Source organism: Paraburkholderia hiiakae, from assembly GCF_904848665.1.
Classification (GTDB): domain Bacteria; phylum Pseudomonadota; class Gammaproteobacteria; order Burkholderiales; family Burkholderiaceae; genus Paraburkholderia; species Paraburkholderia hiiakae.
In genome coordinates this window covers 67,935-92,112 of sequence record NZ_CAJHCQ010000004.1, presented here as the reverse complement: position 1 = coordinate 92,112, position 24,178 = coordinate 67,935, and the positions used below count along the sequence as shown (strand labels likewise).

Here is a 24,178-nt window from a genome sequence, read left to right as displayed (position 1 = left end):
CCCTGGTTGCTACATTGCCTCCTGTCCGGCAGGGAGCGCATCACCCCTGAAACGCTCCTTGCCGAATGTGTCTCCTTAGTGAATCTCGGGTTCGCCGCCCGCGCTGGCGCACGCGCCGCCCGCGCCGTCACGCTGCATGAAGTCGAATTCGCAGCCATTGTTGGCCTGCATCACGTGCATCTGGTACATCGCGCCATAGCCGCGCTTGAAGCGCGGTTCCGGTGCGACCCACGCGGCCTTGCGGCGCGCCATCTCTTCGTCGGAGATCAGCACGTTCAGGCGTCGCTCCGGCACGTTCAGCTCGATCAGGTCGCCGTCCTCCACGAGGGCGAGCGGACCGCCGATGAACGATTCCGGCGCCACGTGCAGCACGCACGCACCATAGCTCGTACCACTCATGCGCGCGTCGGAAATACGCAACATGTCGCGCACGCCCTTCTGCAGAATCTTTTGCGGAATCGGCAGCTGGCCCCACTCGGGCATGCCCGGCGCGCCCACAGGACCCGCGTGCTGGAGCACGATCACGCTGTTCTCATCGCAGTCGAGATCTTCGCTGTCGATGCGCGCGGCCATGTCGTTGTAGTCCTTGAACACGACGGCCTTGCCCGTGTGCACGTGCAGATGTTTTTCCGCCGCGCCCGGCTTGATCACGGCGCCGTCCGGCGCGAGATTGCCGCGCAGCACGGCCAGGCCCGTATCCGGCATGAGCGGCTTCGCACGGCGATAGATCACCTCTTCGCTGTAGATTTCGGCATCGGCAATGTTCTCGCCGAGCGTCTTGCCGTTCACGGTCATCTGCGTGCCGTCGATCAGGTCGCCGAGTTCCTTGAGCATCGCGCGCAGGCCGCCAGCGTAGTAGAAGTCCTCCATGAGGTACTTGCCGGTCGGGCGGATGTTCGCGAGCACCGGCGTGTGGCGCGCGATTTCGTCGTACTGCGCGAGCGTGAGATCGACGCCGGCGCGGCGCGCGAGCGCGATCATGTGCACGATCGCGTTGGTCGAGCCCGAGAGCGCGAGACACGTGGTCACGGCGTTATCCACCGACTTGCGCGTGATGATGTCCGAAGGCTTCAGGTCTTCCCACACCATCTCGACGATGCGCATGCCCGTTTTCGCCGACATCTGCGCATGGCGCGAGTCCGGCGCGGGAATCGAGGCGAAGCCCGGCAGCGTGAAGCCCAGCGCTTCAGCGGCGCTCGTCATCGTCGATGCCGTGCCCATCGTCATGCAGTGGCCCGGCGAGCGTGCGATGCCGCCTTCCACACCCTTCCAGTCTTCTTCGGTGATCTTGCCCGCTCGCAGGTCGGCCCAGTACTTCCAGGTGTCCGAGCCCGAGCCGAGCGTCACGCCGTTCCAGTTGCCGTTGAGCATCGGGCCCGCGGGCAGGAAGATCGTGGGCAGGTCCATCGAAATCGCGCCCATCAGCAGCGCGGGCGTGGTCTTGTCGCAGCCGCCCATCAGCACGACGCCGTCGGCCGGGTACGAGCGGATCGTCTCTTCCGCTTCCATCGCGAGGAAGTTGCGGTAGAGCATCGTGGTGGGCTTCTGGAACGGCTCGGAGAGCGTTTGCACCGGCAGCTCGATCGGGAAACCGCCCGCTTGCCAGATGCCGCGCTTGACCTCTTCCACGCGCTGCTTGAAGTGCGTATGGCAAGGGTTGATCTCGCTCCACGTATTGAGGATGGCGATCACCGGCTTGCCCGCGTACTCTTCGCGGCTGTAGCCCATCTGCGCGGTGCGCGAGCGATGGCCGAACGACCGCAGGTCGTTCACGCCATACCAGCGGTGGCTGCGCAGTTCTTCGGGGGTCTTTCGCTTCTTGCTCATCTTGCGTTGCTCCAGGTGTTTCCAGTAAAGCCGCCGGCGTTGGCCTAGCGCTGCTCCTTCACGCGCGACACGAGTTGTGTCGGGCTGACGAACTGCAGGGCGACCAGCACCCACGCAAGCGTGATGGCCATATAGATCATCGCCATGGCGTCGATGGATTGCGGCGCACGCACGCCCGTCGAGAAGACGGCGTAGTACAGCGCAACCACCAGCGTTTGCGTGTCGGGTCCGGCGGTAAAGAAAGTGAGTTCAAACATGCCGATCGTGCGCACGAGCACGAGCAGCCCCGCCGCCAGCATCCCGGGCACGAGAAGCGGCAGCAATACATAACGGAAATAGCGCAGTGTGTTCGCGCCGAAAATGCGCGCGGCCGACTCGAGGTTCGGGTCGATCTGCTCGATGAACGGCGTCATCACGAGGATCACGAACGGCAGCGCGGGCACCAGGTTCGCGAGGATCACGCCAGGTAGCGTGCCCGCGAGACCGATCTGGTACATGGCGGTCGCCATTGGAATGCCGTACGTGACGGGCGGCACCATGAGCGGCAGCAGGAACACGAGCATGGCAATGCGCTTGCCGGGAAACTGCGCGCGCGCCAAAGCATAGGCGGCGGGCACGCCCAGCGCGATGGAGAGCAGCACGACCGAGCCCACCACTTCGAACGTCACCCACAGCACGCTCGAAAGCTGGAAGTCGCGCCACGCCTGCGCATACCAGTGCAGCGTGAAGCCTTGCGGCAGCGGCGTGCCGAACCAGCGCGTGGCGATGGAGTTCACACCCACGGTAGCGATCAGCAGCACCACATTGAGCAGGAAGAACACCACACCACCCCAGACGAACACTTTCCAGAGCACGTCGGGCAGGCGCGAAGCGGGCTTTGGCTGCGCAGCATCGGCGGCCGGCGTGGAACGTTCTTCGCTCGCCTGCGCACCCGTGCCGAGGCCGGCCGCGTTACGTTGATGTGCGGTCATCAGCCTTTCCCTCCGCTCACCGGGCCCGAGTAGAAGAAGCGCTTCGCGCTCAACATCGCGGCCACGACGATCAACTGCACGAAGCCCATCACGATCGCGATGGTCGAGGCGAGCGAGTAGTCGTAACTCTCGAACGCGGCTTCTGCAGCCGCAATGGAGATCACGCGCGTGGGACCTGCGGGCGCACCGAGCAGCACCGCCGAAGGAAACACCGAATACGCCTGCACGAACGACAGGCACGCGGCCATCGTGAGACCGGGCGCGAGCAGCGGCAAATAAATCTGGCGGAACTGCTGCCACGGGCCTGCGCCGAGCGTCGCCGCCGCGCGCGCGAGCGTCGGGTCGATGCCGGTGACGTAGGAGAGCGTGAGCAGAAACGCGAACGGGAAACCCGAAACGATCAGCGAGATCAGCACGCCCCAGTAGTTATGCGTGAGGCGAATCTCTTCGTTCGTGTACAGATGCAGCGCGTGCAGCGCCTGCGGGAACCAGCCGTTCGGCCCGAAGTAGCTGAGCATGCCGTCGGCGATCAGCACCGTGCCAAGCGTGACGGGAATCACGAGCAGCGTGGTCACGAGCTTCTGGTACGGCGACTTGCGGCGCAGCGCAAAGGCCACCGGCAGCGAAAGCCCAACGTTGATGATGGTCGCGGGCACCGCCAGCTTGAGCGTGACGAATACCGTGGGCCACAACGACAGATCGTGCACGAAATGCAGGTAATTCGCGAACATGCCGCCGCCGTTCATCGGCTTGAACGACAGCACGAGACCGTAGGCGAACGGATAGAGGAACATCGCGATGATGAAGCCGAGCGCAGGCGTGATAAGCCAGCCGCGCGAATCGCGAGGCGCCCTGGTCAGCGACGCAATGTGCGTGCTCACGACACACGCTCCGCATAGGCCAGCACGTGCGCAGGCGCGACGCGTAGCGTGGCGCGCTCGCCCGCTTCGAATTCGCCTTCCACGCGCGCCCACAGCTTGCCGAACGGCGCGTTGGCGAGCAACAGCGAATCGCGGCCGCCGTACTCGACCATTTCCACTTCCACGTCGAAGGCGTTGGCGTCACCCGCGTTGGCGCGCTCGAAATCTTCGGGACGCATGGCGACCGAAATCTCGCCGCCATTAAACTCACCCATCGGCACGCCGGTCAGCGTGATGCCCGACGACGACATCGCGATGTGGTCGCCCTGCTCGCCCGTAATCGCGAACGACAGCACATTGCGAAAGCCCATGAAGCGCGCGACGTGCAGGTTCGACGGACGGCTATAGACTTCCTTCGGCGTTGCCACCTGCTGCACGACGCCCTCTTTCATCACGACGATGCGGTCCGCCATCGAAAGCGCTTCGTCCTGATCGTGCGTCACGTAAATGGTGGCGCGTTCGAGCTGGCCGTGAATGCGGCGGATTTCCGCGCGCATTTCAATGCGCAGCTTGGTGTCGAGGTTCGAGAGCGGCTCGTCCATCAGCACGAGCGGCGGTTCGATGACGATCGCGCGGGCAATCGCCACGCGCTGCTGCTGGCCGCCCGAAAGCTGGCCCGGCAGCTTGCTTTCATGGCCGACGAGCTGCACGAGCTGCAGCGCTTCGCGCGCGCGGCGCTTGGCCTCTTCGCGCGGCACGCCCTGCATCTTCAGGCCGAAGCCGACGTTTTCCAGCACCGTCATGTGCGGGAACAACGCGTAATTCTGGAACACCATGCCGAAGCCGCGCTTCTCGGGCGGCAGCACGTCGATACGCAGGTCGTCCAGCCAGATGCTGCCGCTCGTGAGCGGTTGCAGACCTGCAATGCAATTGAGCGCCGTGGATTTCCCGCAGCCCGAAGGTCCGAGCAGCGCGATGAATTCGCCACGGCGAATCTCGAGGTCGAGACCACGCAGCGCAGCGAGCTGCGTGCCCTCCGCGTTAGTGAAGCTACGGCCCACCGAGTCGAGGCGCAGACGATCGAAAGAATGCTTCATGACACGTTCCTGACCAACAAGATCAACCTGGATGAGCAGGGATCGAGGACGGCGCTCCCCAATCGAAACCACGAAAGCACCGTCCGTCCATTGCTGCTTCTTCCGCTCTCTTCCTCTCGTTACTGCGACTTCTGCGAACCGACTTCGCGGTCCCACTTCTGGAACGCGGCGACCATCGCCTGCGCCGAAAGCGGCTGGACATGCGGGTAGGCCGTGAGCCATTTCGCGTATTCGGGGCGGCCGTACTTCGCGATCACATCCTGGCTTTCCTTGGGCGCCATTTGCAGCGTGACATCCTTCACTGCGGGGCCCGGGTAGAAGTAGCCGTCGTCATACGTCATGGCCTGCTGCTGCGGCTCGAGCATGAAGTTCATGAGCTTGAGCAGCACCGCGAGCTTCTCTTTCGAAACGCCCTTCGGCACGACCATGTAGTGAGCGTCGTTCACCCACGTCATGTTGTTGAACGCCTGCACCTTGAAGTCGGCCGGCACGATGCCGAGCGCGCGCGGGTTGATATCCCAGCCCGTCACGGTCACCGTCATGTCGCGCGTGCCTTCGCCCAGTTCCTTCATCACCGCCGAGGTGCCGCCCGGGTAGTACGGCACGCACGAGTTCAGCTCCTTCAGGAACGCCCAGGTCTTGTCCCAGCCGTTGATCGGGTCTTGCGGGTTCTTGTCGCCGAGCAGGTACGGCAGGCCCATCAGGAACGTGCGGCCCGGACCCGAGTTGGCCGGACGCGCATAGATCAGCTTGCCGGGGTTTGCCTTGCACCATGCCAGCAGTTCCTGCGGCGTTTGCGGCGGCTTGGCGACCTTGGCCGGGTTGTATTCGATCAGCGGACCGGCCGGCATGTACGACACTTCGAGGCCATAGCCTTGCGCGAGATCCTGCATCTTGCGCGGACCTGGCGCGTACTTGTCGAGCACGCCCGGCAGCGCTGCCTGCTCATCCGGCAGCAGCTTCATCCACAAATTCTGTTCGATGCCGGCGGCGAGCGCGTCGGTGCCCGTCAGCACGAGATCGATGTCGGCGCGGCCGGCGGCCTGCATCGCCTTGATCTTGCCAGGCAATTGCGGCGCGGGCGCGTTGGTGTAGGTGATATTGGAGACGAGATTCGGGTTTTTCGCCTTGAACGCTTCGAAGGCCTTCTGCGTGAGCTGCAGGTTACCGGCCACGTCGACTATGTTCAGGGAAACGGGATCGGCCTTGGCTGCGCTCATGCCGAGCGCCGTGGCGGCCGCCACACACACGGCCAGCACGCTGGCCTTGAAGCGTCCATCGAACATCGCATCTCCTCACATCTGTTTATGGAATTTGTTCTAACGCGACCCGTTAATTCTTGTAATGTCCAAGCCGGACACAGGATGCCGAACCACGCACCAAGTTGTCAAGCAACGTCAGGCCCTTTGTGAGACTACTGTGAGCCCCTTGTCGGAATCTGCTTGGAGAAAGCGCCTGCAAGGCTTCTGCAGGCGCTTTCCTGACCGCTTTCGCGGGATTACTGCTTCACCAGCTCGCCGTCGCGCAAACGCCACAGCGCGAGCGGATTGTCGTTCTGCAGTGTGACCGGCAGAAGTTCGGCCGGCAGGTCCTGGTAGCAGACCGGACGCAGGAAACGCTCGATCGCCATCGCACCCACCGAAGTCGTGCGCGCGTCCGAGGTGGCCGGGAACGGGCCGCCGTGAACCATCGCATACGACACTTCGACGCCCGTCGGGAAGCCGTTCGCGAGAATGCGGCCGGCCTTGCGCTCGAGAATCGGCATGAGCCGCGCGGCCATCGCGTAGTCGTCGCGGTCGATGTGCAGCGTCGCCGTGAGCTGGCCTTCGAGGTGCTCCGCCACGCGCGCGAGTTCGGCTTCGTCGCGGCACGCCACGACCACCGAGGTCGGCCCGAAAATCTCGTCCGACAATGCGTGCTGCGCGAGGAATTGCTCGGCGCTGGCCTTGAAGAGCACCGGCAGCGCGTCGCAATGCGCATCCGTCTTCGCGCCTTCGGCCAGGTTCTCGATGCCGGGCAACTGCTTGCGCGCAGCAATGGCTTCGCCATACGTCGAGGCGATCCCCGCCGTCAGCATGCTTTGCGACGGCTTCTGCGTGAGTGCGGCACTCGCCGCCTTCACGAAGCGGTCGAGTTCAGGCGAGTCGATGGCGAGCACGAGGCCCGGGTTCGTGCAGAACTGGCCCACGCCCATCGTGAGCGAATCCACGAAGCCTTGCGCGAGCGCTTCGCCGCGAGCGGCCAGCGCCGCGGGCAGCACGAACATCGGGTTGATGCTGCTCATTTCGGCGTAGACCGGAATCGGCTCGGGGCGCGCGGCCGCGATATGCGAGAGCGCGAGACCGCCGCGGCGCGAACCCGTGAAGCCAACGGCCTTGATGGCCGGATGCGCCACGAGCGTTTCGCCCGCTTCATTGCCGCCGCCGAAGACGAGCGAGAACACGCCCTCGGGCAGACCTAAGTCGGCCACGGCCTGCTGGATCGCGCGGCCCACGAGTTCCGAGGTGCCGGGGTGCGCCAGGTGCGCCTTCACGACGACCGGGCAGCCGGCAGCCAGCGCCGAAGCCGTATCGCCGCCCGCCACCGAAAACGCCAACGGGAAGTTGCTCGCGCCGAACACGGCCACGGGGCCGACCGGAATGCGATGCGCGCGCAGGTCCGAGCGCGGCAGCGGCTTGCGCTCCGGCAGCGCCGAGTCGAGCACGGCGCCGCACCAGCGGCCGTCACGCACGAGCGATGCGAAAAGACGCAGTTGGCCGACCGTGCGGCCGCGCTCGCCTTCCAGACGCGCCTTGGGCAGCGCCGATTCGAGATGCGCGCGTTCGATCAGCGCGTCGCCGATGCCGAGAATGCGTTCGGCGATCGCTTCGAGCAGGCGCGCACGCGTTTCGTGCGGGGCCGCGCGGAAGGCGTCGAACGCCTGCGCCGCGAGTTCACAAGCGCGCGCGACTTCGGCCTTGCCGCCGAGGCCGAACGACGGCTCGATCTCCTGACCGAGCGCGGGCGCGAAGGCGCGCATCTCGCCCGCCTCGCCGCGCACGGCTTGCGCGCCGAGCAGCATTGCTCCAGTAATCTGCATGTTCGCTCCGTTCAATTGCTTGTTGCCGCCGTTCAGGCGTTGGCGGTCTGTGCCGAAGCGGCCAGCTTCTGCTCGAATGCGAGCAGCGCCTTGGCTGCGTCGCCGATCGCCGGCAGCGCCTCAGCGGGCGACTGCGAGAGCAACGGCAGGATCGGGCCCATGTCGGCGATGCCCGAGAGCGTCACGGCGTCATGCAGCACGCGGATGAGCGAGATGTTGTCGCGCAGCGTTTCGAGCGGCATGAAAGCATCGTAGAGGCGTTGCGCTTCTTCCGCACGGCCTTCCTTCGCGGCCTTCAGCAGCGCCATGATGGTGTTCGAAGCGATGCAGCCCGAGCCCGTGGTCCAGGCGGCCAGACCGAAGTCGCGCACGTGAACCAGTGCCGGACGCTCGCCCATGCCCGAGACGACCTTCGAAGCCGGCACGCTTTGCAGCAGGCGGCGCAGATAGGGGTCGTTCGCCGGGTCGGCGCGCACGATGGCGTACTTGACCGCAATCAGGATGCCGCGGTCGATCAGGCGCACGAGCGTGTCCACGTCGACATAGTCTTCGCTCTTGATATAGAGCGTGAGCGGAATGCCGGCGGTGTCGGCGATGCGAGTCAGACCCGCTTCCACCCCTGCGGGCGTGGTGAAGCCGGAGAGCGGCAGGACCATGGCCGTCTTGTACTGCGTTTGCGCGAGGATGCGCGCCTGGTCGAGCATCTTGCCGTAGTCGGGACCGATGGCCGGAATCACGCGCGTTTCGGGCGCGGTGAGGTCGGCGAGCATGTCTAGCAACTCACGGAATTCGCTCACAGCGACGTGGTACAGGTTTGCATTGCCGCCGTACAGCAGCGTACGGATGCCGCCCGCTTCCATATGGCGGATCAGCTTGCCGTTCTGTTCAACGTCGAGGGAGAAGTCGGGGCGGCGTGCGAGCGGCGGCACTGCCATCACAGTCGAGGCGAATTCGCTCTCGACAATCGGGGACACGTTCATGAGGCCTCGTGCTGGGATGGAGGGTTGTCAATATCGAGCACAGTAGCACCGGCTCGCCGTAGTTGTCAAACAACTTGTTGCATTTGTTAGGGTTTGTTCTGAGGGCACGGTAACAGGCGGCCGCCCGCCCTTGCGCGACCGGTACAGGCCCCGTAAAGGAATATTGTAGAATCGCGGCCGAATCATGGAACCGGTTCCATCTAACATCTCCGTTCCGTAGCCGCCGCGGCGGCGTGTCATGCGCAGCGGGCAAGATCGCCACGCAGACACGGTCGAACCACGCCCCGCCGAACTCATACAGAATCCCACAATGTCTGAATCTCCTCTCACGACACGCCGCGGCTTCCTACGCACGGCAGCGGTGCTCGTACCCGCCAGCGCACTGGCGGGCTGCGAGGGCGGCAAGCAGCCGTCGAGCGAAACCGCCACGGCGGGCAGCGCCGCCTCTGCGCCGAACGCCAAGCCTGAAGCCGGGCAGGCCGCCGCCTACAAGCCGCGCTTCTTCGACGCGCGCGAGTGGGCCTTTGTCGAAGCCGCCGCCGACCGCCTGATTCCCGCCGATTCCGAAGGCCCCGGCGCGCTGGAAGCGGGCGTCCCCGAATTCATCGACCGGCAGATGGACACGCCCTACGCGCACGGCGCGCTCTGGTACATGCAGGGGCCATTCCAGCAAGGCGTGCCCGAACTGGGCTACCAGTTGAAGCTTGTACCGCGCGACATCTACCGGCTCGGCATCAAGGCCGTAAACGCGTATTGCACGAAGGCGTACGGCAAGGACTTCGACGCGCTCGACACCAACACGCGCGAGCGCGTGCTCAGCGCGCTCGAAGCGGGCAAGGTCGAACTGGACGGCGTGCCTGCCTCCTTGTTCTTCGGCCAGTTACTGCAGAACACACGCGAAGGCTACTTCTGCGACCCGATCCACGGCGGCAACCGCGACATGGCCGCGTGGAAGATGATCGGCTTCCCCGGCGCCCGCGCCGATTTCATGGATTTCGTGAACCAGAACGGCAAGCCTTATCCGTACGGCCCGGTCTCGATCAACGGAGAGCGTACGTAAATGGCGATCAAGAAAGCTCACGTCGATGCCGTGGTTGTCGGCTTCGGCTGGACCGGCGCGATCCTCTCGAAGGAACTGACGGAAGCGGGCCTCACCGTGGTCGCGCTCGAGCGCGGCGAGTATCGCGACACCTACCCGGACGGCGCGTACCCCAACACCATCGACGAGCTCACGTACAACATCCGCAAGAAGCTGTTCCTCGACCTTTCGAAGACCACCGTCTCGATCCGCCACGGCGTGAACGACACGGCGCTGCCCTACCGCCAGCTCGCCGCGTTTCTGCCCGGCGAGGGCGTGGGCGGCGCGGGCCTGCACTGGTCGGGCGTGCATTTCCGCATTACGCCGGAAGAGCTGCGTTTGAAGAGCCACTACGAAGAGCGCTACGGGAAGCAGTTCATCCCCGAAGGCATGACGATCCAGGACTACGGCGTGAGCTACGACGAACTGGAGCCGCACTTCGACTTCGCGGAGAAGGTATTCGGCACCTCGGGCCAGGCGTACAAGGTGAAGGGCAATGTCGTCGGCGACGGCAACGTGTTCGAAGCCGCGCGCAGCGACAACTTTCCGTTGCCCGCGCAACTGAACACGTATTCCGCGCAGCGCTTCTTCGACGCGGCGAAGTCGATCGGTCTGCATCCTTACCGGCTGCCTTCGGCCAACACTTCGGGGCCGTACACGAACCCGTACGGCGTGCAGATGGGCCCGTGCAACTTCTGCGGCTTTTGCAGCGGTTATGCGTGCTACATGTATTCGAAGGCTTCACCGAATCTCAACATCCTGCCCGCGCTCAAGCAGGAAAAGCACTTCGAGCTGCGCTCGAAATGCCACGTGCTGCGCGTCGAACTCGACGACACGAAAAAGCGCGCCACGGGCGTGACCTATATCGATCCGGCGGGCCAGGAAGTGTTCCAGAGCGCTGACCTCGTGATCGTCTCGGCGTTCCAGTATCACAACGTGCACCTGCTGCTGCTCTCGGGTATCGGCAAGCCCTATGACCCGGTGTCGGGCGAGGGCGTGGTGGGCCGCAACTTCGCGTACCAGAACCTCTCGACCATCACGGCGTTCTTCGACAAGGACACGTGGACGAATCCGTTCATCGGCGCGGGCGGCAACGGCGTGGCCGTGGACGACTTCAACGCCGACAACTTCGACCACGGCCCGCTCGGCTTCGTGGGCGGCTCGCCGCTGTGGGTGAACCAGGCGGGCGTGAAGCCGATCAGCGGCATCGCCACGCCCGCTGGCACGCCGAACTGGGGCGCCGGGTGGAAGAAGGCCGTGAAGGACCACTACGCGCACACCATTTCGATGGATGCGCACGGCTCGAACATGTCGTACCGCGACGTGTACCTCGACCTCGATCCGACCTACCGCGACTCGTACGGCCAGCCGCTTTTGCGCATGACCTTCGACTGGAAGGACAACGACATCAAGATGGCGCAATACGTGACGGGCCAGATGCAAAAGATCGCCGAGGCGATGGGCCCGAAGGCCATCAACGTGTACACACGCGAATTCGGCGCGCACTTCGACTCGCGCCGCTACCAGACCACGCACCTCGTTGGCGGAGCCGTGATGGGCAACGACCCGAACACCAGCGTCATCAACCGCTATCTGCAGAGCTGGGACGTGCCCAACGTGTTCGTGATGGGCGCCTCCGCGTTCCCGCAGGGGATCGGCTACAACCCGACCGGCCTCGTCGCCGCCCTCGCCTACTGGAGCGCGAAAGCCATTCGCAACCAGTATCTGAAGAACCCCGGTCCCCTCGTGAGCGTGTGAAGAGCCGCATGAAGAAAAACCTTTTCTCCGCGTGCGCGAACGTTGCACGCGCAACGGTTTCGGGTGCGGCTATCGCGACATTCACGTCATTCGCGGCGCACGCAGCGGAACTGCCGAACGCCGCGCTCGTCGCGCATGGCGAATACCTCGCGCGCGCCGGCGACTGCATTGCCTGCCACACCCCACAAGGCGGCAAGCCGTTCGCGGGCGGCCTGAAGTTCGATACGCCCATCGGCGCGATCTACTCGACCAACATCACGCCCGACGCGAACACCGGCATCGGCAAATGGAGCTACGACGACTTCGCCAGGGCCGTGCGGCAAGGCGTGCGGCCGAACGGCGAAACGCTTTACCCCGCGATGCCCTACCCTTCGTACGCACGCCTGAGCGATGACGACATGAAGGCGCTTTACGCGTACTTCATGCACGGCGTTGCGCCCGTGCAGGCGCAGAACCGCGCCGTGGACATTCCCTGGCCGCTCTCGATGCGCTGGCCGCTCGGCGCCTGGCGCATGCTGTTCGCACCGAAGGTGCAGGCGTTCGACGGAGCGCACTACAACGATGCGATCGTCGCGCGCGGCGCGTATCTCGTGCAGGGCCTCGGCCACTGCGGCGCGTGCCACACGCCGCGCGCACGCACGATGCAGGAACTCGCACTCACCGACCGCGAAGGCGACGACTTCCTCGCAGGCGGCGGCCCGATCGACGGCTGGGTGCCCTCGAGCCTGCGCGGCAACCCGCGCACGGGCTTAGGCAGCTGGAACGAGGACGACATCGTGCAGTTCCTCAAGGCGGGGCGCAATCTGCACACCGCTGCGTTCGGCGGCATGACCGATGTGGTTCAGCACAGCATGCAGCACATGAACGACGCGGACCTGCTCGCCATCGCGCGCTACCTGAAGACGCTGCCCGCCAGCGACCCGAAGGAAACGCCGTACGCCTACGATCCCGCCGCCGCGAACAAGCTGCAAAACGGCGACGCGAGCGCACGCGGCGCGGCGGTCTATCGCGACAACTGCATGGCCTGCCACCGCAGCGACGGACGCGGCTACACGCGTGTGTTCCCGGCACTCGGCGGCAACCCCGTCGTGCAGGGCAAGGACCCCACTTCGCTGATTCATGTGCTGCTCTCCGGCAGCGCGCTCGAAGGCACGAAATCCGCGCCCTCGTCGTTCACGATGCCGGCGTTCGGCTGGCGTCTGTCCGACCAGGAAGTGGCCGACGTGTCCACCTTCGTGCGCGCGAGCTGGGGCAACGCCGGCACACCAGTGAGCGCCGAAGACGTCGCGAGGGTCCGCAAGACCGTTACCGCGAGCACGCCGGCGCTGCCGCCCGGCGCAACGCTCAAGCGCTAACGCGCTCCACGCCGCACCTTTCCATTCCCCGCGTTTCGCACTTGCGGTCTCGTTCAACGAGGCCGCGAGTGCGTGCGCGCATAACCAGAAATCGCTCACGAGGCGATCCATCGACGTTGAAACAACAAATGATGAGAAAACACCTGCTCGCCGCACCAGTCCTGTTCTCGCTCGCCGGCGTCGCTCTGGCGCAAGGTTCGGTCACGCTGTATGGCATTGCCGACGCCGGCATCACGTATCGCAGCAACGAGCGCACCGGCACCACGGGCGCGTACACGGGCCATTCGAACGTGGGCCTTTCCACCGGCAACCTCTCGGGCAGCCGCTGGGGCATCAAGGGCCAGGAGGATCTGGGCAGCGGGCTCGCGGCCATCTTCCTGCTCGAAGACGGCTTCGACATCACGAACGGTACTTCGGGCCAGGGCGGGCGTCTGTTCGGCCGCCAGGCCTTCGTGGGCCTCTCGGACCAGCGCTACGGCTCGCTCACCATGGGCCGCCAGTACACCTCGCTCGACGACTTCGTCGGGCCGGTCGCGCCCGTGAACTTCATCGGCGGATTCGGCGCGCATCCGGGCGACATCGACGACCTCGACCAGACCACGCGCGTGGACAACTCGATCAAGTACACGAGCGCGAATTACGCGGGCCTCACATTCGGCGCGCTGTACGGTTTTGGCGGCCAGCCGGGCAGCATGAAGCGCAAGAACACGTGGAGCGTGGGCGCGGGCTACGCAAACGGCCCGCTGCGCATGGGCGTGGGCTATGAGCGCTCGGACAACAGCAAGACCGGCCTCGACGATCCCACCTACGGCAAGTGGCAAGGCACCTACGACGGCACCTTCAACTCGTCGATCAACGAAGGCTATGCGAGTGCGCAATCGCAACAGGTCGTGGCGGCGGGCGCGACGTGGGACTTCGGTCCCGCCGTGGTCGGCGTGAACTACAGCAACGTGCAGTACCGCTCGGGCGCGAATTCGCTGTTCTCGGGCAACGCGATCTTCAATATCGCCGGTATTTTCACGCAGTGGAATGTGCAGCCGCGCACGCATGTGTTCGCGGGCTACAGCTATACGCGTGGCAGCGCCGTAGAAGGCGTGGATGAAGACGCTCAGTACCACAACGTTTCGGTGGGCGCGACCTACGATCTCTCGACGCGCTCGACGGTGTATCTGCTCGCGGGCTACCAGCATGCGTCAGGCATGACGCTCGACGCCGCGGGCGATCCGGTCGCGGCGACGGCTTCGGTGTCCGACAAGGGTAACGGCCACTCGTCGGCCACGCAGTCGCAAGCCATTGTGAGCGTGGGCTTGCGTCAGAAGTTCTAGGCAGCCTCCGACTTCGTTGCCTATGCAACGAAACCGCGGGTGCTCATGCCATGAGCGCCCGCTTTTTTGCCAGCCGCGCAGCCGTTCAGTGCAGCACCTCGGGCCGGTCCAGCAGGCCGTAGAACTCGTCGATCGTCACGGTCGGCGCGAACTGCGAGAGCGTGGCGACGATCACGTCGTCGGTAATCGCCGATCCTGCCGCCGATTCGAGCTGAACCCCGGCCGCGGCGGCCTGGCTTTCGGCCAGTTCGAGGGCGATCGACAGGATAAAGCGTGCGTCGGTTTGGGTGAGTAGGGCTTTCATGCCTGCTCTAACGGCGCACGCGCGGGGAATCTTTAGGGTTTTGTGGGGTTTCGTGAGGTTTGGTAATGCTTGCGCGCAGCCCTATGCTCAACGCGTGCGCGCCACGAACTGCCCGGGACTCGTGCCCGTTAATCTCCGGAACATCGCAATGAAAGCCGACGACGTGGCGTACCCCAAATCCAGCGCCACGGCCTCGACGCTGCGCCCTGCGTGCAACATGGGCAGCGCATTCACGAGCCGGATGCGCTGGCGCCACTCCGTCAACGACATGCCCAACTCGTTTTGCGCGCGGCGCATGAGCGTGCGCTCGCTCATGTGAAACGCATCGGCCAGCTCGGCGAGCGAGCGATTGTCGGCGGGATTCTGCCGCAGCACCTGGAGGATCGCGTTGAGATCGGCGTCGTCGGTATGCGGCACGAAGCTGCCCGTGGTCGCGCAGGTCGAAAGCTGATCCACGAGCACGCGCAAGAGACGCGCGCGCGGAGCTTCCCCCTCCTCCTCCACCGGCGTCACGCGCAGATGCTCGAGAATCGCGCGCACGAGCGGCGACACCATCACCGCGCAACTCGTTGACGGCATGCGCGTGCACAGGTCTCGGCTGATGTACACCGAGCAATGCACCGTCTCCTGCTCGTTGAAGCCCACGTGCTCGGTGCCCGGCGCGATCCAGAGCCCGAGATGCGGCGGCGTGATGTAGTGCTCATCGCCCGCCTTCACCTCGGTCGTGCCGCTGAACGCGTAGACGAACTCGCCCCACGGGTGGCACATCTGCGGATAGGTGGCGTGCGAGGGCATGTGCTCCATGCGGAAGAACACGGGCGTGGGCAGCACGTCGGTGAAGGGCGGCAGGCGCAGATGGCGCGCCGGGCGACCACGGTCAGGCGCTTTAGGCATTTGGGGCATGGCGGTCTGGGGCTATCGATTGTCAGTTTTGCGCTATATGCGCGCATCCCGACGCATCAATACTACGCCCACTGCCAACAAACTTCAGCCGAATACTTCAAGTCAGCGAGTCCGCAATGAGAAAGCAAGTCGACGCAACGGCCGTGGCCATCATGGTGGCGCTATGCCTCGCATGGGGTCTGCAACAGGCCGCGATCAAGGCGGTGGCCGGGGACATCCCGCCCATGCTGCAGATCGGGCTGCGCTCTGGCGTGGCGGCGGCACTCGTATGGCTCTTCAACCAGCTCGTTTCGCGCGAGCGTTGGCTGCAAGGCGTGGCGCGCGGCGCCGGGCTCGTCACAGGCGGCTTGTTCGCGCTCGAATTCGTGTTCGTGGCCATGGGCCTGCGCTGGACCAATGCCTCGCACATGGCCGTGTTTCTCTATACCGCACCGATGTTCGCGGCCATCGGCTTGCATTTGCGCCTGCCCGACGAACGGCTCGCGCGGCTGCAATGGTGCGGCATTGCGATCGCGTTCGCGGGCATCGCCATCACGTTCCTCGGCCCGGCGCTGCTGGGCGGCGGCACACCCGGTTCGCCGATGTGGCTGCTCGGCGACTTCATGGGCCTGTGCGGAGGCGCGGCGTGGGGGCTCACCACCGTTGTCGTGCGCACGAGCCGCCTGAGCGAGGCGCCCGCCACGCAAACGCTCTTCTATCAACTGGCGGGCGCTTTCGTCGTGCTGGTGCCGTCCGCGGTTCTGACCGGACAGGCGCACTTTCGAGGCACGCCGCTCGCCCTGACTTCCCTCGCGTTCCAGACGCTGCTCGTCTCGTTCGTGAGCTATCTCGTGTGGTTCTGGTTGCTGCGCCGTTATCTGGCCGCGCGCCTCGGCATCCTCTCGTTCATGACGCCGCTGTTCGGCGTGGCGTTCGGCGTCGTGCTGCTGCACGAGCGCGTGGAGCCCGCGTTCCTCTTTGGCTCGGCGCTCGTGCTGATCGGTCTGCTGGTGGTGAACGCGCAAGGCTGGGTCCGTCAGGCTTTCGGCCGTCGTGCCGCTAACGCGCGCGGCGCGCAGGCTTCCTGAGCGGAAGTCATTCGGTTGGCGAAGAAGGCATTGCGCGCGCGCTCAAAGCGCTCAAGCGTGAGGACGCAACGACCCTGATCGGCCACGAACTTACGGCGATCAGCCGCGCGCTGCTCGCCGAAGGCGTAATGGACGCCGTGCTCGACCAAAGCCCGTTCGTCGAAGCCGTGCGCGCCGTCGAAGTGATCCTCGCCCACTACAACCGCGGCGCGGCCGCGAGCTTGCCGCTGCAAACGCCGATGTCGATTTATCCGCGGGCGAATCTACCGCCGGCCACGGCCTGACACGCGATTCGACCGCAGAGGGGCTACGGCCTCGCACCACGAGCTTCGGCTTTCTGAGGTAAAGTCGCTCGGGTTCCGACTCACTGCGAATCCAGCAACGATGGAAAATCTCTCCACTTTCACGCCGGTCGCGCTCGAACACGCGAGCCGCCTCATCAACCACGGTCCCACGGTGCTCGTCACCAGCAGCGACGGCGAGCGCCGCAACGTCATGGCGGCCGCGTGGTCAATGCCCGTGGAATTCACGCCGCCGCGCATCGCAATCGTGATCGACAAACGCACGTACACGCGCGAACTCATCAGCGCGAGCGGCACGTTCGGCGTGATCATTCCCGGCGCCGCCGCAATCGACCTGACCTACGCCGTGGGCAGCGTGAGCGGCCGCGAGACCGACAAGTTCCAGCGCTTCGGGATCGCCGCCATTACGGGCCCGAAGCTCGGCTTGCCGTTGCTCGAAGCGGGCTGCTCCGCGTGGATGGAATGCCGCCTGATTCCCGAGCGGCATACCGAAGACGCCTACGATACGTGCTTCGCCGAAGTGATCTCAGCCGCAGCCGATCCGCGCGCCTTCCGCAATGGCCACTGGGAACTCGACAGCAGCAACGCGGATCTGCACACGATCCATCATCTGGGTGCCGGCAATTTCGCGCGCGCCGGCAACACGATCAAGGCACGCGAACTCGCGTAAGCGCGCAAGCTTGCTCTTGAGAAACGTGGACAGCCATTTCGCATGACAAACATTTAAAAACATCCAGCGGCGCGCTTTTCTGAACAGCCAGGAGCCACGCATGAGCGATCGCATCGAAACGCCGGCCTCGTTTGGCAGTCCGAAGGCGACCGCACAGGCCGGGCGACTCGGCTACCTGCCCGTTGCGCTGTTCGGCTCGGTCATGGGGCTTGCCGGGCTCTCGTCTGCATGGCGGCTCGCGCACCGCGTGTATGGCATGCCGCTGTGGGTCGCCCAGGCCATTGGCGTGCTCGCGGTGTTGGCGTTCTTGTTGATCGGCTTCGGCTACGCCGTCAAATGGGTCACCGGCCCCATCGCCGTGAAAGCCGAATTCAATCATCCCATTGCCGGCAATCTCTTTGGGACCCTGTTCATCAGCCTGCTTCTGCTTCCCATCCCGCTTGCCGACTTGAGCGTGCCGTTCGCGCGCGCGGTGTGGATCGTCGGCGCAATCGGCATGATCGTGTTTGCGTGGTTCGTCATCATGCGCTGGCTCAATCAGCGTCAGCATCCGTCCCACGCCACGCCCACGTGGATCGTGCCGGTCGTTGGGCTCATCGACATTCCACTCGCCACGCCCTCCATCCAGATCACGGGTGTGAATGGCGTCCTGCTGCTCGCGCTCGCTGTGGGGCTCTTTTTCGCCGTGCCGCTTTTCACGCTCATCTTCTCGCGCCTGATGTTCGAAGAGCCCATGCCCAACAATCTGCAGCCGACGCTCCTCATTCTGCTCGCGCCGTTCGCCGTGGGCTTCTCGGCCTATGTCACCGTGACGGGTGAGGTCGACCGCTTCGCCGACGCGCTCTACATGCTCACGCTGTTCCTCCTCACCGTGCTCGTGGGCCGGTTGCGCTATCTCGCGATTACCTGCCCCTTCCGGCTCTCGTGGTGGGCCGTGAGTTTTCCGCTTGCGGGCGCGGTGAGTTGCGCCGAACGCTACGCCGACCATGCGCCGGGCCCCATCACGCATGGCATCGCGATCTTCCTGCTCGCAACGGTCACGCCACTGCTGCTCGTGCTGGCCGCCCGCACGTTGTGGGGCGTGCTGCGAGGGGAACTCGAAGCACTGGCCCACTAGCGACCTGATACAACCGCGAGCTTGAATTTTATAGACGATCGGTCTAATATCGTCGGCATGGAACCGACCATCGTCAAACCACGCCGCGGCAGGCCGCCGAAAGACCCGCGCGCGCATGCCGACACACGCGCATCGCTCATTCGCGCGGGCATGGAAATGCTGACCGAACAGAGCTTCGCGGCCACGGGGCTGGACGCCGTACTCAAGCGCGTGAACATACCCAAGGGCTCGTTCTATCACTACTTCGAGAGCAAGGAAGCGTTCGGGCGCGAACTGATGACCGCGTACGATGCGTACTTCTGCGCGAAGCTCGACCGCTGGCTGCAGGATGAGACGCGCCCCGCGCTGGAGCGGCTTGGCGCCTTCGTCGAAGACGCCAGCAAAGGCATGGCCCGCCACCGCTACACGCGCGGCTGCCTCGTTGGGAACCTCGGCGTAGAGGTGGATATCCTGCCCGAGGACTTTCGCGAGACGCTCGAACGTATTCTGCAGGGCTGGCAGGGGCGTATCGTGGCGTGCCTGCGCGAGGCCCAGCGCGAAGGCGTGCTCGCGAAGCGAATCGACCTGGCTTCACTCGCCGCTTTCTTCTGGATTGGCTGGGAAGGCGCCGTGTTGCGCGCGAGACTCGTGCGCAGCGCGGCTCCACTCGACACATTCTTCAGAGGTTTCATCGCCGGGTTGCCTCGCGCGTGAGCCGCGGCAACGCCAACCATTCACTGTTTCAGGAGCAGGATGCATCATGTTCAAGGCCATTGTCATTGATAAGGAATCCGGATCGTATGAAGCACGTATCGCCGAGCTCGACGACGCGCGTCTGCCGGAAGGCGACGTGCTCGTCGATGTCGGCTACAGCACGCTGAACTACAAGGACGGCCTCGCGATCACCGGCAAAGGCCCGGTCGTGCGCAGCTTCCCCATGGTTCCAGGCATCGATTTCGCAGGCACGGTCGAGCACAGCGCGAACCCTGCCTACGCGGTGGGCGACGCGGTCGTGCTCAATGGATGGGGCGTTGGCGAACAGCATTGGGGTGGGCTCGCGCAGAAGGCACGCGTCAAGGGCGATTGGCTCATTCCGCTTCCGCCTGGATTCACGCCGCGGCAAACGATGGCAGTCGGCACGGCGGGATACACGGCCATGCTCTGCATTCTCGCGCTCGAACGGCACGGCATCACGCCCGCGCATGGCGACGTGCTCGTCACCGGTGCGAGCGGTGGCGTGGGCAGCTTTGCCATTGCACTGCTCACGCGCCGAGGCTATCGCGTGGTGGCTTCGACCGGCAGGCCGCAAGAGGCGGAGTATCTGAAGCAGCTTGGCGCCGTGGAAGTCATCGACCGCGCCTCGCTATCGGAGCCGGGCCGCCCGTTGCAAAAAGAGCGATGGGCTGCCGCAATCGATTCGGTCGGCGGCCACACGTTGGCGAACGTCTGCGCGAGTCTGCGCGCAGATGGCGCAGTGGCCGCTTGCGGCCTTGCACAAGGGATGGATCTTCCCGCCACGGTCGCGCCATTCATTCTGCGCGGCGTGAGCCTCCTCGGCATCAATAGTGTGACGCGTCCGTTTGCGCAGCGGCAGCAAGCGTGGCACGCGTTGGGCGAAACGCTCGACCTGAAGCAGCTCGACACCATTACACATGAAATCGGCCTGGCCGAAGCCATCCCGGCCGCAGGCGAACTGCTCGCCGGGCATGTGCGCGGGCGGCTCGTAGTCGACGTGAACCGGTAACGTGCGCAGCAGCGGCGATTCGACACTGGACGATTTCGCCGCTTTCACGAAGCCTTCGCGAACGCGCGCGGCGTGACGCCGAGAAGCCGCGTCATCCAGTGCGCCATATGGCTTTGATGCGCGAACCCTGCTTCGAGCGCCACCTGGCTCAGGCTGAGTTTGCCCTGGATGAGGAGTGCCCTCGCCCGTTCGACGCGCCGCCGCACGACGTATTGATGTACCGGCATGCCCAGCGTTTCGCGAAACAGGGCCTTGAAATGCGGCACGCTCAAGTGGACTAGTGCAGCGAGTTCGCCGAGCGTGAGACGCCGATCGAGATGGCTCTCGATGTAATCGGTCACGCGGGCCGCTTTATGTGCCGCGAGCACTGCGGCCCGGCCGCGTGGTGCATCCGTGCCACCGAGCAGCCGCACGACCATTGCGGTCGAAATGCTCTCGGCGAATAGCGGGTCGCACGCCGTTCCCGCTTCGATCTCGGCCAGCAGCGCTCCCGCCAGCGCATTGATGCGTGGGTCGCGCAACTGGAGCTGCGGCAGCATCTCGCGCTGATCCCTGGAGTTCTCCATCTGCTGCGCAATCGATTGCACGAAGTGGTCGTCGAACCACACGCGCAGAATCGTGCAGTCCCCGTCATCAGTCCATTCGCCTTCAACCCCTGCAGGCACCACATCCGCGTCGCCGTGTGCCTGGAGCCTCGATTGCCGGCGGCTGTCGCACGCGCATCTCGCACGCACTGGCGCGCCGACATGGATGCCGATGCGGTGATACGTCATCGCGGGAAAGCGATGCTGCCCCGCACTAACACTGAGCAGTTCGGCGCCACCGCCGTGCCAGCCCAACCCAACGCTCGAACGCAGGCTAATGCTTGCTCCAGTCTGCTGGTTCGAATCTGCAGTCACTGCGCTCATGACATTCCTTTTCGACGCTAAAGCCGTGCGGGAAATCGTGCGATGTTTGCGGCCAGTTTACTGGAATACGGCGACGCTCGCGCACCGTGCCATGGTGGACGTATTCAATCATCCGTTTCTGCGCAACACCATCCTTTCCTGCGCGCCACGCAACGTCCGCATGCCTACGATGACGCAGACCACGCAAACCAGGAGAAAGCGATCATGTTCGTGATTTTTGGAGCATCGGGAAAGGCCGGGCGCGTCACCGCTGCCGCGTTGCGTCGTGCGGGCAAGCCTGTGCGCGCCGTAGTGCGCCATGCTCGTCAGGGCGAAAGCCTCGCGGAGCTGGGCTGCGAAATCGCGCTCGCCGATCTCACCGACCCGCAATCGGTCGCGGCCGCGATCAAAGGCGCACACGCCGTTCAGTTGCTGTGCCCCGTTCCATCCGGTGATACGGATCCCGAAACAACCATGCGCACGATGATCGACGTCGCCACCAACGCCCTGTGCGAAGACCCGCCCGCCACCTTGCTCGCCATTTCCGACTATGGTGCGGAACTGCCGTTGAATACGGGCATTACGCGGCTATACCACTACCTGGAAAAGCGACTGAAGCCCGTGGCGACGCAACTCACCTTGCTGCGCTCAGCGGAACATATGCAGAACTGGGCGGCATTCATTCCCGGGGCGCTCGCGACCGGTACGCTGCCAAGCCTCCATCTGCCTTTGGAGCGCCGCTTTGCCTCGGTTGCCGCACAGGACGTCGGCGCGGCGAGCGCCGGGTTGCTGCTCGAATCGCAGCAGTCCGGCACACCGAGAATCGTGAGCATTGAAGGACCGCAGAGAGTCAGCGTGAACGACATCGCGGCGGCACTCAGCGAAGCGAGCGGTCGCACGATCACGCCTCATGCGCTGCCGCGCGAATCGTGGACACCGATGCTTCTCAAGGCCGGACTCAGCGAGAATCACGCGCGGCTCATCACCGATCTTTACGACGTCCACAACACCGGCCGCATCGACGTGGAAGCGAGCCGCAGCGAGCGGCGTTTCGGCACGACCGCATTACGGGACGTGTTCGGCCCACTCGTTGCGAAATTCAACAGCCAATAGTACGCACACCGCAAAAAAACGGCCGGGCGCTACGCACGACCGGCCGTTCCCGCATGACTACGCGGCGATCAGAACCACTTGCCGAACTGGCCTCCCGGCGCAAGCGACACGCCACGCAGCACTTCGCCGAAGCCGGCGTTGCGCAGCGTCACAAAGCGCTCGTTCGCAGCACCCGAAGCCGTGCTGTTGCGCAGCACGTCGCGCACGGCGACGAGGCGATTCGGGTCCGCGCCCTGGTCGCCGTTGCCGCTCACCGTCGAGGTGATCGCCCAGATCGTGACCGTGCCATCCTGCTCGACGTGACCCGTGATGTTACGCAGGCCGTCCGTGGCGGGCGACCACGGCAAGTTGGTCGCGCTGTTCGTGCCGAGCGGATAACCTGCTACGGTGTACGAAGTACCAAGATTCAGGCCATTCTGAAGGGTGTAAGCGAGCTTCCACGACTTCGTCCCCGCGTTGTACACCCACTTTTGCAGGCCCGCGCTGGTCTGCTGGGCCGCGTGCGTGTACAGGTCCGTGCCACCCGAATAGCCATCGCCCTCGTCGGCGACATAAAGCGTATTCGCGTCGGCGAACCACAGCCCGAAGGGGTACGAAAGCGTCGTCGCAGTTTTGTTCGGCGTGGCCGGGAAACCCGCGAGCACGCATACGTTGCTCGGCAAGCCGCTGGTCGTCAACGTGGAAGCGTCGTACGCAAGCGGGTTGGCCGGCAGTTTCGCGCCCGCCACCGGCACGCCTACGCCGCCCGAGGGACACGCCTTGCCCGTTGTGTCGACGAAATACACCGTGTTCACGCCGTTGCTACCGCTGCCCTTCGTGAAGTACACCACGTTGTTGAAGACGGTAAGCCCGCGGTAGTTGTCATCCTTGCCAACCTTGTCGGCCTTCGCGCCGAGTTCCGTGACCGAAAAACTCGCGAGCGGCGTGGGCGTGCCAGGCGTTTGCTGCGCTTCGTGCTGGTGCGTCGCTTCGATGAATTGCGCGCCCGCGCCAAGAATCACGCCTGCCGGCTGCGGATTCGAGCCGTTGCCCGCGTTGCCCACTGTGAAGTAAAAGCCGTTGCCCTCACCGTTACCGTTGCCGTTGTTGAGCAGCGCGCTGCGGCCATTGTTGCCGCTGTACGCATTGGTCTCCGTGAAGGAAAAGTGCCCTTCGGCATCGACCCGCGCCACTGCGCGATAGAACGCCTGACCGTCCGGATTCGTCGGATCGATCGCACCAGGCGTATTCGAGTTCGATACGTCGATCGTGTTGACCGGCGCAACGTAGCCCATGAAAGTCAGGTAACGGCCGTCGCTCGAGAGGTTGAGCCCGAGTTCGGACTTGGAGCTGAAGCTTGTCACGAGCTGGTCGTGATCATGGCCCGCATGCAGACTGTTGGGCACTTCCAGCGTGTGGACAACCTGGCCTCCCGGCGTGATGGTGTCGAGGAAAATGCGCGAAGTGATGCCGAAGCTCGGATCGTAAAGCACGTTGTTCCAGACCGCCGGATAGGTGCCGTCAGTGGGCGCACCGCCCGTGGGGCAGCTCGCCTGCGCGCTATTGCAATTGGGCGGCAGCGCCATACCGGCGGTGACGTTGCTCGACATATTGTCGTACACACTGCGGCTCACGACGAGCAGGCCCGAACCACCAAAAAAAGCGTCCGCATTTTGCGCGGCTGTGGCTGCACCTGTACTGGCACAGACCAAAGCAGCGGCAATTGCAAGACGTGAACGACGTGCGGCAAAACAAGCGCCGTACAATGTTGAGCGAAGGGTAT

At 64.6% G+C, this 24,178-nt stretch carries 22 protein-coding genes; 11 read left to right on the top strand and 11 right to left on the bottom strand.

Annotated features, from left to right (window positions below; genetic code table 11):
* Positions 1 to 75: 75 nt before the first annotated feature.
* The 7 genes from araD to JMY28_RS09655 form a co-directional block, all read right to left on the bottom strand.
* Positions 76 to 1,827, bottom strand: coding sequence for an L-arabinonate dehydratase (araD, locus tag JMY28_RS09685; protein ID WP_201695684.1), 1,752 nt, complete (start codon positions 1,825 to 1,827; stop codon positions 76 to 78).
* 44 nt (positions 1,828 to 1,871) lie between these two features.
* Positions 1,872 to 2,798, bottom strand: coding sequence for an ABC transporter permease (locus tag JMY28_RS09680; RefSeq protein ID WP_236596779.1), 927 nt, complete (start codon positions 2,796 to 2,798; stop codon positions 1,872 to 1,874).
* Positions 2,798 to 3,679: an ABC transporter permease gene (locus tag JMY28_RS09675; protein WP_407945489.1), complete on the bottom strand. Its 882-nt coding sequence runs from the start codon at positions 3,677 to 3,679 to the stop codon at positions 2,798 to 2,800. Before JMY28_RS09675 ends, JMY28_RS09680 begins: the two co-directional genes overlap by 1 nt.
* Positions 3,676 to 4,755 carry an ABC transporter ATP-binding protein gene (locus tag JMY28_RS09670; RefSeq protein WP_201695683.1) on the bottom strand — a complete coding sequence of 360 codons (1,080 nt, stop codon included), beginning with the start codon at positions 4,753 to 4,755 and terminating at the stop codon, positions 3,676 to 3,678. Before JMY28_RS09670 ends, JMY28_RS09675 begins: the two co-directional genes overlap by 4 nt.
* A gap of 119 nt (positions 4,756 to 4,874) precedes the next feature.
* Entirely contained in the window at positions 4,875 to 5,975 is a 1,101-nt protein-coding gene (locus JMY28_RS09665; RefSeq protein WP_236596795.1) for an ABC transporter substrate-binding protein, read from the bottom strand.
* A gap of 278 nt (positions 5,976 to 6,253) precedes the next feature.
* Positions 6,254 to 7,834 carry an aldehyde dehydrogenase (NADP(+)) gene (locus tag JMY28_RS09660; RefSeq protein ID WP_201695681.1) on the bottom strand — a complete coding sequence of 527 codons (1,581 nt, stop codon included), beginning with the start codon at positions 7,832 to 7,834 and terminating at the stop codon, positions 6,254 to 6,256.
* A gap of 32 nt (positions 7,835 to 7,866) precedes the next feature.
* Positions 7,867 to 8,814: a dihydrodipicolinate synthase family protein gene (locus tag JMY28_RS09655; protein WP_201695680.1), complete on the bottom strand. Its 948-nt coding sequence runs from the start codon at positions 8,812 to 8,814 to the stop codon at positions 7,867 to 7,869.
* 310 nt (positions 8,815 to 9,124) lie between these two features.
* Between JMY28_RS09655 and JMY28_RS09650 the strand changes: the two genes are divergently transcribed.
* The 4 genes from JMY28_RS09650 to JMY28_RS09635 all read left to right on the top strand — a co-directional run bounded on the left by JMY28_RS09650 (position 9,125) and on the right by JMY28_RS09635 (position 14,330).
* On the top strand, positions 9,125 to 9,874 hold the full coding sequence (locus JMY28_RS09650; protein ID WP_201695679.1) for a gluconate 2-dehydrogenase subunit 3 family protein: 750 nt from the start codon (positions 9,125 to 9,127) through the stop codon (positions 9,872 to 9,874).
* Entirely contained in the window at positions 9,875 to 11,650 is a 1,776-nt protein-coding gene (locus tag JMY28_RS09645; RefSeq protein ID WP_201695678.1) for a GMC family oxidoreductase, read from the top strand.
* 8 nt (positions 11,651 to 11,658) lie between these two features.
* The gene (locus JMY28_RS09640; RefSeq protein ID WP_201695677.1) at positions 11,659 to 13,005 is read left to right on the top strand and encodes a cytochrome c; all 1,347 of its coding nucleotides are present in this window, start codon (positions 11,659 to 11,661) and stop codon (positions 13,003 to 13,005) included.
* Between the two features lie 131 nt (positions 13,006 to 13,136).
* Positions 13,137 to 14,330 carry a porin gene (locus JMY28_RS09635; RefSeq protein WP_201695981.1) on the top strand — a complete coding sequence of 398 codons (1,194 nt, stop codon included), beginning with the start codon at positions 13,137 to 13,139 and terminating at the stop codon, positions 14,328 to 14,330.
* 85 nt (positions 14,331 to 14,415) lie between these two features.
* On the opposite strand, the gene JMY28_RS09630 is transcribed toward JMY28_RS09635, so the two are convergent.
* Both JMY28_RS09630 and JMY28_RS09625 read right to left on the bottom strand, forming a co-directional pair.
* The gene (locus JMY28_RS09630; protein ID WP_028207581.1) at positions 14,416 to 14,634 is read right to left on the bottom strand and encodes a hypothetical protein; all 219 of its coding nucleotides are present in this window, start codon (positions 14,632 to 14,634) and stop codon (positions 14,416 to 14,418) included.
* 87 nt (positions 14,635 to 14,721) lie between these two features.
* Positions 14,722 to 15,537, bottom strand: a complete 816-nt coding sequence (locus tag JMY28_RS09625; RefSeq protein ID WP_236596777.1) for an AraC family transcriptional regulator — start codon at positions 15,535 to 15,537, stop codon at positions 14,722 to 14,724.
* 116 nt (positions 15,538 to 15,653) lie between these two features.
* Here JMY28_RS09625 and JMY28_RS09620 point away from each other — a divergent pair, with 116 nt between their 5' ends.
* The 6 genes from JMY28_RS09620 (at position 15,654) to acuI (ending at position 20,416) form a co-directional block, all read left to right on the top strand.
* On the top strand, positions 15,654 to 16,604 hold the full coding sequence (locus tag JMY28_RS09620; protein WP_201695676.1) for a DMT family transporter: 951 nt from the start codon (positions 15,654 to 15,656) through the stop codon (positions 16,602 to 16,604).
* Positions 16,605 to 16,732: 128 nt separating this feature from the next.
* On the top strand, positions 16,733 to 16,888 hold the full coding sequence (locus tag JMY28_RS09615; RefSeq protein WP_201695675.1) for a hypothetical protein: 156 nt from the start codon (positions 16,733 to 16,735) through the stop codon (positions 16,886 to 16,888).
* Positions 16,889 to 16,988: 100 nt separating this feature from the next.
* Entirely contained in the window at positions 16,989 to 17,576 is a 588-nt protein-coding gene (locus JMY28_RS09610) for a flavin reductase family protein (protein WP_201695674.1), read from the top strand.
* Positions 17,577 to 17,676: 100 nt separating this feature from the next.
* Positions 17,677 to 18,693, top strand: coding sequence for an SLAC1 anion channel family protein (locus JMY28_RS09605; RefSeq protein WP_201695673.1), 1,017 nt, complete (start codon positions 17,677 to 17,679; stop codon positions 18,691 to 18,693).
* Between the two features lie 57 nt (positions 18,694 to 18,750).
* Entirely contained in the window at positions 18,751 to 19,386 is a 636-nt protein-coding gene (gene acuR, locus JMY28_RS09600; protein ID WP_201695672.1) for an acrylate utilization transcriptional regulator AcuR, read from the top strand.
* Positions 19,387 to 19,432: 46 nt separating this feature from the next.
* On the top strand, positions 19,433 to 20,416 hold the full coding sequence (acuI, locus tag JMY28_RS09595) for an acrylyl-CoA reductase (NADPH) (RefSeq protein ID WP_201695671.1): 984 nt from the start codon (positions 19,433 to 19,435) through the stop codon (positions 20,414 to 20,416).
* 44 nt (positions 20,417 to 20,460) lie between these two features.
* Here acuI and JMY28_RS09590 read toward each other — a convergent pair whose 3' ends face one another.
* On the bottom strand, positions 20,461 to 21,324 hold the full coding sequence (locus JMY28_RS09590) for a helix-turn-helix transcriptional regulator (RefSeq protein ID WP_201695670.1): 864 nt from the start codon (positions 21,322 to 21,324) through the stop codon (positions 20,461 to 20,463).
* Between the two features lie 204 nt (positions 21,325 to 21,528).
* On the opposite strand from JMY28_RS09590, the gene JMY28_RS09585 reads away from it, so the two are divergent.
* A complete protein-coding gene (locus JMY28_RS09585) occupies positions 21,529 to 22,416 on the top strand; it encodes an NmrA family NAD(P)-binding protein (protein ID WP_201695669.1) in 888 nt (295 codons plus the stop codon).
* A gap of 68 nt (positions 22,417 to 22,484) precedes the next feature.
* On the opposite strand, the gene JMY28_RS09580 is transcribed toward JMY28_RS09585, so the two are convergent.
* On the bottom strand, positions 22,485 to 24,029 hold the full coding sequence (locus JMY28_RS09580) for a hypothetical protein (RefSeq protein ID WP_236596776.1): 1,545 nt from the start codon (positions 24,027 to 24,029) through the stop codon (positions 22,485 to 22,487).
* Between the last annotated feature and the right edge of the window lie 149 nt (positions 24,030 to 24,178).